Source organism: Rhizobium sp. K33, assembly GCF_056501445.1.
Map to the genome: position 1 here is coordinate 3,461,544 of NZ_CP096478.1, position 15,219 is coordinate 3,476,762.

General features: G+C 61.1%; 12 protein-coding genes. 6 read left to right on the forward strand and 6 right to left on the reverse strand.

From position 1 onward, the window contains the following. Positions 1–4: 4 nt before the first annotated feature. The 5 genes from M1E12_RS16750 to M1E12_RS16770 form a co-directional block, all read right to left on the reverse strand. The gene (locus tag M1E12_RS16750; RefSeq protein ID WP_479562631.1) at positions 5–2,248 is read right to left on the reverse strand and encodes a glycoside hydrolase family 2 protein; all 2,244 of its coding nucleotides are present in this window, start codon (positions 2,246–2,248) and stop codon (positions 5–7) included. Between the two features lie 9 nt (positions 2,249–2,257). Beyond that, the gene (locus M1E12_RS16755; RefSeq protein WP_310243272.1) at positions 2,258–3,079 is read right to left on the reverse strand and encodes a carbohydrate ABC transporter permease; all 822 of its coding nucleotides are present in this window, start codon (positions 3,077–3,079) and stop codon (positions 2,258–2,260) included. Next, the gene (locus tag M1E12_RS16760; protein ID WP_479562632.1) at positions 3,076–3,972 is read right to left on the reverse strand and encodes a carbohydrate ABC transporter permease; all 897 of its coding nucleotides are present in this window, start codon (positions 3,970–3,972) and stop codon (positions 3,076–3,078) included. The genes M1E12_RS16755 and M1E12_RS16760 overlap by 4 nt, the downstream gene beginning before the upstream one ends. 128 nt (positions 3,973–4,100) lie before the next feature. Continuing rightward, entirely contained in the window at positions 4,101–5,369 is a 1,269-nt protein-coding gene (locus tag M1E12_RS16765) for an ABC transporter substrate-binding protein (protein WP_479562633.1), read from the reverse strand. Positions 5,370–5,523: 154 nt separating this feature from the next. Continuing rightward, a complete protein-coding gene (locus M1E12_RS16770; RefSeq protein WP_479562634.1) occupies positions 5,524–6,594 on the reverse strand; it encodes a LacI family DNA-binding transcriptional regulator in 1,071 nt (356 codons plus the stop codon). A 241-nt stretch (positions 6,595–6,835) separates the two neighbouring features. Between M1E12_RS16770 and M1E12_RS16775 the strand changes: the two genes are divergently transcribed. Further along, the gene (locus tag M1E12_RS16775) at positions 6,836–7,735 is read left to right on the forward strand and encodes a helix-turn-helix domain-containing protein (protein ID WP_479562635.1); all 900 of its coding nucleotides are present in this window, start codon (positions 6,836–6,838) and stop codon (positions 7,733–7,735) included. A gap of 42 nt (positions 7,736–7,777) precedes the next feature. Here M1E12_RS16775 and M1E12_RS16780 read toward each other — a convergent pair whose 3' ends face one another. Next, on the reverse strand, positions 7,778–9,925 hold the full coding sequence (locus M1E12_RS16780) for a TonB-dependent siderophore receptor (RefSeq protein WP_479562636.1): 2,148 nt from the start codon (positions 9,923–9,925) through the stop codon (positions 7,778–7,780). Between the two features lie 291 nt (positions 9,926–10,216). Here M1E12_RS16780 and M1E12_RS16785 point away from each other — a divergent pair, with 291 nt between their 5' ends. The 5 genes from M1E12_RS16785 to M1E12_RS16805 all read left to right on the forward strand — a co-directional run bounded on the left by M1E12_RS16785 (position 10,217) and on the right by M1E12_RS16805 (position 15,202). Further along, entirely contained in the window at positions 10,217–11,215 is a 999-nt protein-coding gene (locus tag M1E12_RS16785) for an iron-siderophore ABC transporter substrate-binding protein (protein WP_479562637.1), read from the forward strand. Further along, positions 11,212–12,255 (forward strand): FecCD family ABC transporter permease, encoded by a 1,044-nt coding sequence (locus M1E12_RS16790; protein WP_479562638.1) that lies wholly within the window; start codon positions 11,212–11,214, stop codon positions 12,253–12,255. Before M1E12_RS16785 ends, M1E12_RS16790 begins: the two co-directional genes overlap by 4 nt. A gap of 83 nt (positions 12,256–12,338) precedes the next feature. After that, positions 12,339–13,307: a FecCD family ABC transporter permease gene (locus M1E12_RS16795; protein ID WP_479564906.1), complete on the forward strand. Its 969-nt coding sequence runs from the start codon at positions 12,339–12,341 to the stop codon at positions 13,305–13,307. Beyond that, entirely contained in the window at positions 13,304–14,125 is an 822-nt protein-coding gene (locus tag M1E12_RS16800) for an ABC transporter ATP-binding protein (protein ID WP_479562639.1), read from the forward strand. The genes M1E12_RS16795 and M1E12_RS16800 overlap by 4 nt, the downstream gene beginning before the upstream one ends. A 3-nt stretch (positions 14,126–14,128) precedes the next feature. Continuing rightward, entirely contained in the window at positions 14,129–15,202 is a 1,074-nt protein-coding gene (locus tag M1E12_RS16805) for a DUF2218 domain-containing protein (protein ID WP_479562640.1), read from the forward strand. Positions 15,203–15,219 lie beyond the last annotated feature (17 nt).

The window sequence follows — 15,219 nt, forward strand, 5'->3', positions numbered from 1 at the left end:
TCGCTCAGGTGACGTTGAAGGTGATGCGCTTGGTGCCGAAGGGACGGCACTTGGCCGTCAGCGTCAAGCGCCCGGCTTCGTTTCCAGCTTCGACATAGACACCGACGGCGCCTCCCTTGAAGGACAGAAGCGTGGGTCCGACGATGCGCCCCGGTCCTTCGAGGCTGACCTCGACCGGATCATCGAAGAAGCCCAGGACATTGCCGCCCTGATCGAGCGCGCGCAGGATCACACGAACCGTATCCTTCTCGCCAGCCCTGAGCTCTGTGTCATCGGCCGCGATATCGAGGGTCGTCGGCAGCGGATCGGCCGGCAGATGACGGCGAACGACTTCCTCGCCGTTGATAAAGCCAACAAGTTCGCCATCCCGCCAGGTCATGCCCCATTCGCCGAATTCCTCCGGCGTGACCATGCTGTGATCGAGAATGCAGGGCGGATGCGGCAGATGCGGATAGGTCTTGGTATCGGGCTCGATCCGCTTGACAATATGGCCCATGCGGATCTCGACATAGTCGCAATTGGTCAGCACGATCAGCGGCAGCACCCCGCCGATATTGCGCTCGCCACGCGCCCAGAAGCTGACCGGCTGCATGACGATCTTGTCCTTCGGATCGCCCTGCGACGCATAGGCGTAACCGGCGAATTTCGGCTCGCGATACATGTCGAGAACGCCGTGATAGCAGATGCGGTCGCCGGAGCCGAAATCCTTGTGGGTGTTGTAGTCGAACATGCACCAGCCGGTGGAGCCTGAGATCGAGGGGTCGCCAGCGGCCGCATTCAGGATCGCCAGGTGACGGCCGACATGCTCCGCCTGCCGCTGCTCCTGGTCGAAGCGCTTGGTCGGATACATGTGACCGCCATATTCGGTGATCATGTAGGGCACCTTGCGGTCGAGCCCGGTCACCTCGCGCTGGTCGCGCAGCACAAGCCTCTCGCGATTATGGCCCGGCAGTTCCTCCATCCCGAGGATGAAGTCGTTCATCGTGTAGACGTCTTCGAGCAGCTCGCTGTCAGTGATGTAGCGAACACCGCCGGTCTGGCGGGTGGCGTCGAGCGAGCGCGCCATGGCATTCGTCTCGACATAGAAGTCGTGGGCGTCCTGGCTCTCATTGATGCGCACGCCCCAGATGATGATCGAGGGGTGGTTCCAGTCGCGCTCGATCATCCGGCGGACGTTCTCTACGCTCTCCGCCTTCCAGGCATCACCGCCGATATGCTGCCAGCCGGGGATTTCTTCGAAGACCAGCAGGCCGATCTCGTCGCAACGGTCGAGGAAGTATTTCGACTGCGGATAATGCGAGGTGCGGGCAATGTTGCAGGCGAGATCGAATTTCAGGATGTCGGCATCCTTCTCCTGACCGCGCCGACCCATGGCATAGCCGAGATGCGGCCAGGCCTGGTGACGGTTGAGGCCACGCAGCTTGACGACGCGTCCATTCAGCTTGAAGCCCTCGATCGTGTATTCGGCCGAGCGGAAGCCGAAACGGCTCGTGACGGCGTCGGTGCCGGCAGTCGTCTCCAGCGTCACCGTGAGGTGATAGAGAGCGGGATTGTCGATATCCCAAAGTGTAATGCCCTGGAGCCCGGAAAAGCCGAGCGAAACCTCCGCGCCTGATACGGTCGCCTCGGTCCGCGCAAGTTCCTGACCTGCACCATCTTTCAGAACAGCCATGACCTTGCCCGACAGCGCCTGATCCGTCGGATTGGAAATCCAGACCTTCGCCGTCACCTGCTTGGCTTCGGCCAGAACATCCGGCGTCTCGATCTTGACGTTCTTGATCGAGACGGGCGCGGTGATCTTTAGCCAGACGTCGCGATAGATGCCGGCATAGGTGAGATAGTCGATCACGCCGCCGAAGGGCGGGATCTCGGGGTTTTCTGAGCCGTCGATCTTCACCGTCAGCAGGTTGTCGCCGGCTTTGAGATGCAGCGTGAGCCGGGCCTCGAACGGCGTATAGCCATCCTTGTGGGCAGTGATCTCCACGCCATCAAGATAGACCACGCTGTCGGCCATCGAGGCATCGAACACCAGCGAGACTTCTTTGCCCTCGAACCGAGGATCCCAGGCAATGACCTTCTGATAGGTAAAGGCCTTCTGATAGCTCTTCTCGTCGAAATAATTGTAAGGCAGCTCGACCGCCGTATGGGGAAGCTGGACCGTCTCGCCGGGCTGCAAAGCCGAAGCGAAAGCCGGCTCAAATCCGGCGCGAAAAGTCCAGTCTCGGTTGAAATTCTCGATAATGCGCATTTCAAAGTCCTATTTCACGGAGCCGAGCATGCCCTGCACGAATTGCCGTTGCATGGCGAAGAAGACGAGAAGAGTGGGAAGGGTGGCGAGGATCGTGCCGATCATCACGGTGCCGTATTCGGGCGAATAGGCGGACGCGAGCGAGGAGACGACCAGCGTGATCGTCTTGGTGTCGTTCGACTGCAGCACGATCAGCGGCCAGAGATAGTTGTTCCAGTTCAGCATGAAGACGATGACGAAGGCCGCCGCATAGGTCGAACGCATCACCGGCACATAGATATAGAAGAAGATCTGCCACTCCTTCAGCCCGTCCACCTTGGCGGCATCGCGAAGCTCGGTCGGAAAGGCTTTTGAGGCCTGGCGGAAATAGAAGATGATGAAGGCCGACGCGATCATCGGCAGCATGATCGCGATATGCGTATTCAGCAGCCCCGCCTGCCCCATCAGCATGAAGAGCGGGATCATCAGCGCCGCAAACGGCACCATCAGCGTGAGCAGGATCACCGTATAGACCCGCTCCCTGAGCTTCGAGCGGAACATCTCGAAACCATAGCCGGCCAGTGACGAGACGAGCAGCGTGAGCGCTGTGCCGACCAGCGCGATCTTCACCGAGTTCCAGAACACCAGCGGCACATCCACCTGCGCGAAGAAGGAGGCGATGTTGTCGAAAAGAGCCGTACCGAAAGTGACCTTGCCGCGGATGATCTCGCTCGTCGAATTGGTCGCCCCGATCACCATCCAGATGAACGGGAAGATCGAGAGAAAGGCGGCAAGCGAGAGAAAGACATACTGCACGACGTCAGGCAGGTGGCGACGAAGTTTGGTCATCATCGACGCTCCCTCGCGGCATAAAATTGCAGGAAGGACAGGACCGCCACCATCAGCACGATCACATAGGAGACGGTCGCGGCATAACCGAAGCTCGGCATGAAGCGGAAGGTGAGATTGTAGATGTAAAGTGACAGCGTCAGCGTCGAGTTGGCCGGGCCGCCGGTGCCCTCGGTGAAGTTATAGACCTCGTCGAACAGCTGCAGCGTGCCGATCGTCGAGGTGATCGTTGTGAACAGGATCACCGGCTTCAGCATCGGAATGGTCAGGAAGGCGAAGCGCCCCCAGGACGGCACGCCGTCAATCTTCGCCGCCTCGTAGATCGACCGGTCGATGTTCTGAAGCGCCGCCAGATAGAAGATCATGTTGTAGCCGGTCCAGCGCCAGGTGATGGCGATGATGATCAGGACCTTGGCCCAGAAGGGGTCCGTCAGCCAGCCGATCGGCTCGCCGATGATGCCGATCGCCAGCAGCGTGTTGTTCACCACGCCGTCGAGCGAGAACATGCTCTTGAACAGGATGGAATAGGCGACCAGCGACGAAACACAGGGCAGGAAGATCATTGTCCGGAAGAGGCCGGAATAGCGCAGCTTCGGATTGTTCAGCATGGCCGCCAGGATCAGCGCCATGGTGATCATGATCGGCACCTGCACGACGAAGAAGATGACCGTGTTTTGCAGCGCCTGCCAGAAGACCGGGTCGTTCCACAGACGCACGAGGTTTCCCGTGCCGGAAAACTTCAGCATCATGCCGCGACCGGTATAGAGCGACAGGACAAGCGACCGCAGGATCGGGTAGAGCATGAAGACGGAAATCAGCGCGATCGCGGGCGCCACGAACAGCCATCCGTTGACGTCGTAATAGCGCTTCAAGCTGGATCTGGATGTGGTGGCCATGCGCTGTCCCCGAACCCGATCAGTGGTCACTGACTGCAATCAAATCGACGGAAGCCGCGCGGCATTACCGCCGCACGTCTCCGGGAGGACAGGGGCGAGACGAAGAAGCCTCACCCCTGTGGGATGGCTTACTGGATCTGGCCGGCAGCCTGATCCTCGATCGCCTTCAGCACGTCATCGACAGGGGCACCCTTCACGAGCGCCGGGAAGTTCGCCGTGACGGCGGTGTCGAGTTCATTGGTGAAGATGCCGTAATTGACGGCCGGGACCTGCACGAGCCAGTCGGCAAAGTTCTGCCAGACGGTCTGGCCGCCGAAGAACTCGTCCGGCTTCTGATAGGCTTCACCGGTGCGGGCGGCGAGCAGCGAGCCGACGGCGCCACGCTCGGTCAGGATCTTCTGGTAGAAGTCGAGATCCTTGGCATAGATCTCGTTGAGGAAGTCAATGGCCTCGTCCTTTTCGGCGGAAGCTTCGAGCACATACCAGCTCGATCCGCCAAGGTTTGAGGCGGCCGTGGCACCCTCGATGTTGAGCTTCGGAATGGCCGTCAGCGCCCATTTTCCGGCCTGATCGGGCTGCGACTTGACCGTGCCGGTGATCCAGACGCCCATCAGGACGGAGGCGACGTCACCCGAGGTGAGCGCACTGATGCCGTCGTTCCAGCCGCTGGTCGGCTTGGCAACGCCCTCGTTGACGATGCGGGCCTGGGTTTCGAGTGCAGCCTTCAGTGCAGCATTGCCGGTGATGTTGAGGCTGCCGTCCTCGTTGAAATACCACTGGCCACCGGACTGCATCATGATGCGGATCAGACCGCCATCATTGGCATCCAGTGCCATCATCTCGTGACCGGTCTTCGCCTTCACTTCCTTGCCGATTTCGATGAAACGGTCCCAGGTGAGGTTCTGCATGTCCTCGGGCTTGAAGCCGGCCTGCTCGAGATAGTCAGTGCGATAGTAGAGGCCGGTGACGCCGGAATCGAAGGGCACGCCGTATACTTCGCCTTCGAGCGTCATCAGATCGACCTTGTATTTGGCAAAGCCCGAATAGTCGATCTTGTCCGTGAGCGCCGCAAAGGAGCCGGGGAAGGACTGCAGGTATTTCTGCGCGCCGTAATCCTCGATCAACACGATATCCGGCAGCGTATCCGTCATGCCGGAGGCAAGACCCGTCTGCAGCTTCTGCTCGACATCGGCCTTGGCGAAGTCGACGATGTTGAAGGTCGTATCAGGGTGCTTCGCGGTGTAGCGCTCGGCTGCTTCCTTCATGATCGCGACGTTGAAGTTCGGGTCCCAGCACCAGATGGTGACTTCGCCGGCAAAGGCCGCCGTGCTGCACAACAGTGCGGCACCCGTCAGCGCAGCCGAAACGGAGCGCTTGAGCACGCGAGAATAATCCATGTGTTCCTCCCATTATGACGTTAACCGCGGCAGCCTCATCCCCTGCCTCATCGCCACTATTTCCGAAAATCGGAGGACAGCCAAGAAAATTTTTACTAAATATTTTTTGCATTGCGGTAAGTGCTTGGGATTGCGCAACCTCCCGTCGCAAGAGCTAAGAGCGGGCAGGCTTCCTAGCGCTTGCGCGCCAGACCATTTCGGTGGGCAAGGTCACATGCTTGGAATAGTCGCGACCATTCAGCCGCTCCACCAAAAGATCCACCGCCACCTCGCCGATCAACTCACCCGGGATCCGCATGGTCGAGAGCGGCGGCGTCAGGAACTGTGCGACGGGAATGTCGTTGAAGGCAACGACCGCGACATCATCCGGAATGGAGAGCCCTGCCTCCTGAATGGCCCGGTAGGTCCCAATTGCCATGTTGTCGTTTGCCGCCACAATCGCATCCGGCGGGGTTTCGAGGGCAAGCAGTGACTTCGCCTGCTGATAGCCTGTTTCCAGACGAAGGTTCTGCCCGAACCGCTCGCTCTGCCCAAGCGCCAGCAGCTCCGGCGCGTAACGGCCACGCTGTTCATGCCACTCGATGAAGGCCTTGCAGCGCTGCTCGCCATGCATCAGCGCATCATTGTCCATCAGCTCATAGCCCCCGACGAAGCCGATCCGCTGGTATCCGGCACTGTTGAGACTGTCGAGGATCGCGACCGTTGCCTCACCCAGATCGGCTCGAACGCAGTCGAACTGCAGCATGCGGGGATTGTAGTCCGCCATCACGAGATGCGGGCAGACCTTCGCCATCACCTCGATCTCGGCCTTCGGATGATGCCCGACAACAATGGCCGCGGAGATGCCGGTCAGCATGGCGAGATCGACGGGCACATCCGGATTGAACACGCGCGCGATCTCGATCTTGTATTCGCGACAGCGCGCTTCGATCCCCAGCCGTACGCCGACATAATAGGGATCGACCAGTTCCTCGTTCGGGGCAAGGAAGTGAATGACGGCGATATTGGCGGAAACCTCGGCATGGCTGCCCATGGGGATCGCAAACGACGGGCCTTGGGCGCCCTTGCGCGCCCGCGGCGTCGCGTAGTTCAGCGCCTCGGCCGTTTCGATGATCGCCTGCCGCTTGGCCTCGGAGACCGACAGGGTGTGGTCATAGTTCAGGACCCGGGAGACGGTGCCCGAGGAGACGCCAACGGCCTTTGCAATTTCCTTGATTGTTACCATCGCGGCCGCTCCTCCTCACCCACATCCGGAAGCAGTGGTAAACCTCCAGAAAATATTTACTAAGCCAGTCACCGCGCAGACACAACCGCTTGATGCCAGGTCGGAGAGGATCCAACACGGGTCGAATTAACCTGAGCTGAAATATCATCTTTCTTGACGCAGCGGCCATTCTGCCTAAAGGTGGCTGCCGCCGCCTCAGGGCGCACCAGTCCGCAAACCGTAAAGCGCGGGACCCCCGACAGTGACCTACCTTCACTCCATGCAGTCAGAGATCCATGGCATCCGGGCGTTGAGCCCCGCCAAGTGGCGGTCGCTCGATGGCATCGTCGGCGTTCACTGGGACGCGGAGGGACAAGCAGGCGCGAGCGGATATTACCTGTCGCCCGATCCGCGCATCATGCTGTTCTTCACGGACGTTTCGGATCAGATCAAGGTCGCCGACCGCGCCGCCGATCTGAGCAGGCGTGACCGCGGCCTGTGCCGGGCAGTTTATGTGCCGGCCGGCGTGCCCATGTGGACACGCTTCACCAAGGCTCACCGCTTTTCCCATCTCGATCTGCATCTGCATCAGGATCGCCTGATGCGGTTCCTCTCTCCGGCGATCGGCAACTCTTCGGCGCGGACGGCGCTGCGCAAGCCGATCGAGCTTGCCGATCCCGGCCCGATCGCAGCACTGGCCAGTCTCGTGGTCGACGAACTCGCACCCGCAGCACGTCATCCGGCTTTTGCAGAGAATTTGGTCGGCAGCATCGTCACCGGCATGCTCGACATGACGGCCGAGACAGAAGAGGCGGTCGCCAAGACCGGCCGGCTCACCCAGGCACAGATGAACCGGCTCACGGCCCATTTCTCGATGAACGGCGAACAGCGGATGACGGTATCGGACATGGCAGATCTGGTCGGCCTGTCCGAAAGCTGGTTCGCCACCGTTTTCCGCGAGACCACCGGCAAGACACCGCTTCAATGGCAGCTGTCACGCCGCATCGAAGCGGCCCGCGAGCTTCTCGACGATGAGGCCCTCAGCATCGCGGAAATCGCAGCCCAGTTCGGCTTTTCGGACCAGGCCCACTTCACCAAGGTTTTCCGCCAGTTCACTGGCGACACACCGGCTGCCTGGCGCAAACGAAGCGACCGCCTCTGAGAACGCGCTCGACCGGATCGGGTCCGGCCAAGCGCATTGGCCTCACCACGTCTGGCGGATCGTCGCATAGATCGCCCGGCCGGGATTGTAGAAGTCCGCACCATAGCCGGCATTTGCAATGTATTTCTCGTCGAACAGATTGCTGACATTCAGTTCGAAGCTTGTGTTCTCGCGGATCTTATAGGTCATTGCGGCATCGAAGAGGAAGTTGCCGTCAGTCGAACCGGTATTCTCATCCGTGTAGAAGTAGGAACCGATGTACCGCACGCCCCCGCCAACAGTCACGTCGCCACGCTGACCGTCTCCTTCGATCGTGTAGTTCAGCCACAAGGACGCTGTTTGGCGCGGCACCATTGCCAGTTCGTTGCCCTCGTTGCCTGACGTTCCGTTTTCGATGATTTCGGATACAAGATAGGAGTAACCACCAGTCAGGCTGAGATTGTCCGTCACTTCCGCCTTGGCTTCCAGATCGATGCCTCGAACTCGAACTTCACCGATCGTCTCTGACAGGGCCGTCGAGGGGTTTGTCCGGGTGATGTTGTTCTTCGTCAGATCATAGATCGATGCGGTGAATAGAGCCGGGAAAGCATCCGGGCTGTATTTCACACCCAGTTCCATCTGCTCGCCGCGTTCCGGAGCGACGCCGATGCTCGGTGGTGCGACGGATTCCGCATAGCTTGCATAGACGGCGAACTCTTCGGTCAGGCGATAGGTCGCTCCGATACGCTTGGACAACTCGCTGAAATCGTCGGAACTGTTGGTGGTGATCGGAGAGCCAGTGGAATACCATTGGGTGTCGACAGACGACAGATCCATCCAGTCGTTCCGTAGACCGACGGAAAGGATGAGCTTGTCTGCAATCGTCGCCTCCTGCTCAACGTATAGGCCGACCGTCGACTGCTTGCTGACATCGGCAACGTAAGGCGTGGCATAGCTCGGAGCACCACTATAGACCGGGTTGGTCCAGTTGATGTCAGGCGCACTCGTATAGTAGGTGGTGCCTGTCCCATCATGCCGCTTGTAGTCGAGACCAACCAGGGTTCGGCTGTCTACGACGCTGAAGTTCGCATCGTATTGGACATGTGCATCGATGACAAAGTCCTCACGGCTCTGCGCATTGCCGTAATAGGCTCGGCTCACTGTCGTCCCGGCATAGTCCGGTGAGTTATCCTGGACATAGGCATAGCCAAAGCCCGTATTCGACTTGCTGTAGCGGGCATTCGAACCGAAGGTCAGACCATTTCCGAAGTCGTGATCGAACAACACGCTGAAGGTGTTGCGGTTCGTGACATCGTAGTTGTAGTCGGGTTCACCGAGGAACACACTGCGATCGAGGTCGGTGCCGATCGGATGCCCGCCACCGCCAGGAACGCTGTCGCGGTTGAGGTGATCGTAAACGACGCTGAGGCTTGTCATGTCGGTAGGCCGCCATGTCAGGCCACCCATGATGAACTTCTCGTCGTCCTGCGAGAAATCGTACTCCTTGTCAGCGTTCTGCAACTTGCCGGTCAGTCGATACGACAGGGTGTCGTCTTCGGTCAGGTTGTCGCCGAAGTCGAAACCGACCTCACCATGCTTGTTCGATCCGGCCGTGCCATAGACTTCACCGAAGCGCCCCGTCTTGGGCAGCTTCGTCGCATAATTCAGAGCACCGCCAGGATCGGATACCCCATAAGCGGTTGAACTTGCACCTTTTAGCACTTCCACACGCTCGAACGCATAGGGCTCCTCACGGATGCCGCCAAAGGGGTCCCCAAGCGTCAGGCCGTCCCGATAAGCCCAGGCATCAAAGCCGCGTATCTTGTAATAGTCGAAACGATCGTCCGAACCGTAAAAGTCCGCATTCACCGCCGGCGTATACTGCAGCACTTCTTCGATGCTTTTAGCAGCCCGCTGCTGGATCTCCTTGGCCGTGACCACCGAAACCGAAGCCGCGGTGTCCATGATGTCTGTCGTCATCCGGCTACCGGCAGCAGCGTCTCGAGCAACCACCGTCTTGCTGTCGTCAGCCTGGCCGGCCCCTTCGACGGTGATCGTCTGCAGCACCGTCGAGCCGTCGTCCGTCTCCGCATCCTGGGCGATGGACCGCTGCGGCGCGAATGCGACGAGGGCGGTGCAGCCGAGCAGGATTGCGGTGCGGTAGCGAATGGAAATCTTTGCGCTGGCGCCGGTGGTTTTGGTCCTGACCATGTTTCTTTCCAACAAAATACGTGTCCCACTGATCACCCGGTCGCCCACCTCTGCATCATCGATGCTCAAGAGGTCCAGCGATGCATGCCCATCCCTCGGCAGGCCTCGGTTGGACAACCCGGTTTGCCCCATTAACTGGAGAATTAAAATCCAGTATTGTAACTTTTTCGGCTTTGTAGGATTCCCCGGAAAATCCAAGCCAACGGGCTCCTGACCATATCATGGTGCTTGACGTCACGGCATGAAGCTGAGACGGACAATCAAGTTTTAGCCGTTTGAGGGAGCCGTTCGATGCGGATCAACCCACGTCATCTGTTTCTTCTGTCGACCATGCTTTTCCAGAGCCTGATGGGTTCCTCCGCCATGGCGCAGGAGAAGGAGAGCTTCCCGGTTCAGATCACCCATGCCTTCGGCACCACGGTCATCGACAAAAAGCCGGCGCGCGTCGCAACCGTCGCCTGGGCTAATCACGAAGTGCCCTTGGCGCTCGGCATCGTGCCGGTCGGCATGGCCGCTGCCAATTTCGGCGACGATGATGGGGATGGCGCCCTGCCCTGGGTCGCCGAGAGGCTGAAGGAGCTTGGTGCACAGACGCCTGACCTGTTCGACGAGGGCGATGGCGTTGATTTCGAAGCGGTCGCGGCGACGGAGCCAGATGTTATCCTCGCCGCCTATTCCGGCCTGAGCCAGGCGGAATACGACACGCTCAGCCAGATCGCACCTGTTGTCGCCTACCCGCAGGCGCCGTGGTCCACGGATTGGCGCGAGACCATCCGCCTGAACAGCGCGGGACTGGGCATGGCCAGCGAAGGCGAGGCCTTGATCTCAAGCATCGAAGGAAAGATCGCCGCAGAAGTCGCGAAATATCCTGAACTGAAGGGCAAGACGGCCATGTTCGTAACCCATCTCGATGCGACCGACCTCAGCCTCGTCAACTTCTACACCACGCAGGACACCCGCGTCCGCTTCTTCCAGGACCTCGGCCTTGCCATGCCGAAAAGCGTGGCGCGCGCCTCCTCGACCGGCAGCTTTGCCGGCTCGATCAGCGCAGAACGGGTTGATGATTTCGACGATGTCGACATTCTGGTCACCTATGGCGACCAGACGCTTTTGGCGGCGATGAAGGCCAATCCGCTGCTCGCCCATATGCCGGCAGTTCAGCACGAGGCGATTGTCCTTCTCGGACGCGATCCCGTCGGCACCGCCGCAAACCCCACCCCGCTGTCGGTCACCTGGGTCCTGCCGGACTATGTGCGACTGCTCGCCGAGGCGGCACGGAAAACCGAATGAGCACTGCGAAGACCGCCGCAGCCCCTGTCTCCTTTTCACGCGCCGAAGCAGCCGGTAGCCGCGTGGTCTGGCTGCTGGCGCTTTTCGCCGCCGTGGGCATTCTCGCGCTTGCCTCGCTGATGATTGGGACGCGAGATGTGCCGCTTGCGGAAGTCCTCTCGGCGTTGCGCGGCGAAACGCAGACCATAGCCCAGGCGGCCGTGTCGGCCCGCATCCCCCGCACCGTGCTTGCTCTCTTGGCCGGTGCAGCGCTGGGCCTTGCAGGCGCCGTCATGCAGGGCGTCACGCGCAATCCGCTGGCCGATCCCGGCATTCTCGGCGTTAATATCGGCGCCTCGCTTGCGGTCGTCATTGGTATCGCCTGGTTCGGCATCACCTCCTCTCAGGCCTTCGTCTGGACCGCGATAGCAGGTGCTGGCACTACGGCGGTCTTCGTATACCTCATCGCGTCACTCGGTCGTGGCGGCGCAACCCCGCTCAAGCTTGCGCTCGCGGGTGCGGCAACCTCGATCGCCTTCTCCTCCCTGGTCATCGCCGTCGTCCTCCCGCGAGCCGACATCGCAGGCGGCATCCGTTCCTGGCAGATCGGTGGCGTCGGCGGCGCCACATTCGATCGCATGCTGCCCGTTCTCGCCTTCTTCGCAGTCGGCTTCCTCATCTGCCTCCTCTCCGCCCGTCGGCTGAACTCCCTGGCGTTGGGGGATGAACTGGCAGCAGGTCTTGGAGAACGTGTCGCCTTCGCCCGTGCCAGCGCCACGCTCGGCGCCATCCTGCTCTGTGGCGCAACGACCGCGCTTTGCGGCCCGATCGGCTTTGTCGGCCTCGTCGTGCCGCATGCATGCCGCCTGTTGGTCGGTCCGGACCATCGCTGGCTCCTGCCCTTCTCGGCCCTTGGCGGTGCAGCCCTTCTCACCGCGAGCGATATCGCCGGCCGTATCGCCGCACGCCCGTCCGAACTCGATGTCGGCATTGTCACCGCGCTGATCGGAGGCCCGTTCTTCATCCATATCGTCCGCCGGCAGAAGGTCAGGGACCTGTGACCGCGACTTTGACCTCCACTTCCAGCGCTGCCACGCAGCGGTTCGCCGCATCTCGCCGTAGCGACGGTCAAAAGAGGCGCCTTCTGCTCGGCGGCATAACGCTCGCCATCGCGGCGATCGTCTTCGCCAGTCTCATGATCGGCCGATCCGTCACGCCGCCCGCAGATGTCATCCGCGTTCTGCTCGGTGAGACGGTTCCGGGCGCAAGCTTCACCGTCGGCCAGTTGCGGCTGCCGCGGGCTCTGACGGCCCTGGCCGCCGGCATGAGCTTCGGCCTTGGCGGAGCAGTCTTCCAGACCATGCTGCGTAACCCGCTGGCAAGCCCGGACATCATCGGCATCAGTTCTGGTGCCAGCGCCGCCGCCGTCTTTGCAATCGTCGTCTTGTCGATGAGCGGTCCTGCCGTTTCCATCCTGGCCATTGCGGCCGGGCTTGGCGTCGCAATCCTCGTCTACGGCCTGTCCGCCTGTGACGGTGTCGCCGGTCCGCGCCTTATCCTTGTCGGCATCGGCGTCTCGGCCATGCTCGAAAGCATCATCGCCTATGTCCTGACCCGTGCCCCAGGCTTCACGCTGCAGGAGGCCCTGCGCTGGCTGACCGGCAGTCTCAATGGCGCGCAGATGGAACAACTCTTTCCCCTGCTTCTGTCGCTGATCGTCTTCGGTGGCATCCTGTTCATGAAAGCGCAGGATCTGGAAGCAATGCGCGCCGGCGAAGAGACCGCAGCAGCCCTTGGCGTCAATGTCGGCCTCGTCAGGATCCTTGTCATTGTCTCGGCCGTCGGTCTGATTGCGACCGCCACCGCCATCACTGGGCCAATTGCCTTCGTCGCTTTCCTGGCCGGGCCGATTGCGGCCCGCACCATCGGTCGGCGTGGCTCCATACTGCTGCCATCGGCCCTGGTCGGCGCCGGCCTCGTCCTCATCGGCGATCTCGTCGGCCAGTTTCTCCTGCCCGGCCGCTTCCCCGTGGGCGTGGTGACCGGCGCCCTCGGCGCCCCCTATCTCATCCTGCTGATCATCAGCGTCAACCGCGCGGGAGGTAAGTCGTGACGGACACACGTCTCGAAGCCCGGAACCTGTCGGCCGGCTACGGAAAGAATCTTGTTCTGGAGGAACTCGACCTCGAAGTGCCGACCGGCCAGATCACCGCCATCGTCGGCGCCAATGCCTGCGGCAAGTCCACATTGCTGAAGGCAATGTCGCGGCTGATCGCGCCTCGCAACGGCGATGTCGTGCTCGACGGTCAGGCCATCCACCGGGTGCCGACGCGCGAACTCGCGCGCAAGCTCGGCGTCCTGCCACAGTCGCCGGTGACCCCTGAAGGCATCACCGTTGCCGATCTCGTCAGCCGTGGCCGTCATCCGCATCATGGTCTCTTCGCCCGCTGGACAAGCGCCGATGACGAGGCGGTTGCCGCCGCGCTCGAAGCGACCCAGACGCTCGCGCTCTCGGATCGTCCGGTGGACGAACTCTCCGGTGGCCAGCGACAGAGAGTCTGGATCGCCATGGCACTGGCACAGGAAACCGAAATCCTGCTGCTCGATGAGCCCACCACCTTTCTCGACATCAATCATCAGGTCGAGGTGCTCGATCTTTTGACCGATCTCAACCGCAGCCGCGGCACGACGATCGTGATGGTGCTGCACGACCTGAACCTCGCCGCGCGCTATGCCGATCACCTCGTCGCCATGCTCGCCGGTCGCCCGCATCTGACCGGACGGCCGGAGGAGGTCTTGAGCGAAGCCATGGTCCGCGATGTCTTCGGCATCGAAAGCCGCATCATGACCGATCCCACCTCTCAAAGGCCGATGATGTTGCCGATCGGCCGTCATCATGCCCGCACGCAACAGTCCTCAATCGGAGCCTGACTCATGACCGACGTCCAATCCTTCGAGCTGTCCGGTATCGCCCGCCCCGTGAACGTAAAGGCCATGCTGGACGAGATCTGCGAGCATTTCGTCGAACATGCGGAAGTCACACGCCAAGAAGACAAGGCCGTTCTGGCCTCGTCGCACGCACGGATCGAGCTTCTACCGAAGCCGGATCATCTGGAGATCCGTCTCGCCTGCGGCAGCGACGAAGAGCTGGAATCGACCCGCACGATGTTCGCCGAGCATCTCTACTATTTTGCCGGCGAAGAACCTTTCTCGCTCGATTGGTCGAAGCCCGCGCCGAAAATCCAGCCGGCCAATCTCCAGGAAGCTTTCGTGGTCTCGACCGCGCAGGTGACGCCCAGAATGCTGCGGGTGACACTGTCAGTCGAAGATGTCACGCCGTTTGTGGATGGCGACATCCACGTCCGCCTGCTCGTACCGCCCCATGGGCGCGCTCCGGTCTGGCCGACCTTGCGAGCCGATGGACGCATCGACTGGCCCAAGGGTGAGGACAAGCTTCTGGTGCGCATCTACACGATCCGCTCGGTCGATGCGGCACAAGGCCAGATCACCATGGATTTCTTCCAGCATCCCGCAGAAGGTGTCAGCACACCGGGCGCCGACTTCGCCCGCGACGCAATTGCGGGAACACGGGTTGCCATCATCGGGCCCGGCGGCGGCAGCCTGCCGGAGGCTGGGAAGATCCTCTTTGCCGGTGACGAAAGCGCCCTTCCCGCCATCGCCCGCATGATCGAGGAAGCATCTCCCGGAACCCAGATCACGGCGATCATCGAAGTGGAGAACGAGGCCGAAGAGCAGGCGATCATCAGCGCTGCGGACATCAGCATCGAATGGCTGCACCGCGGATCTTATCCCGAAGGCTCTAAGAACCGGCTTGCCGAGCGCGCCAAGGCCGCGATCGATCGCATGCCGGAGGATAGCTACGTCTGGTTGGCGGCTGAAAAGGCTGCCATGCGCAGCGTCAAGGCGCATCTGGCCTCGCGCGGCCACGACCGCAAGCGCCAATATGTCGCCTGGTATTGGGAAGAGGGCAAGCACGCCGACGAGTGATGCGCGGGCTGAGGGCT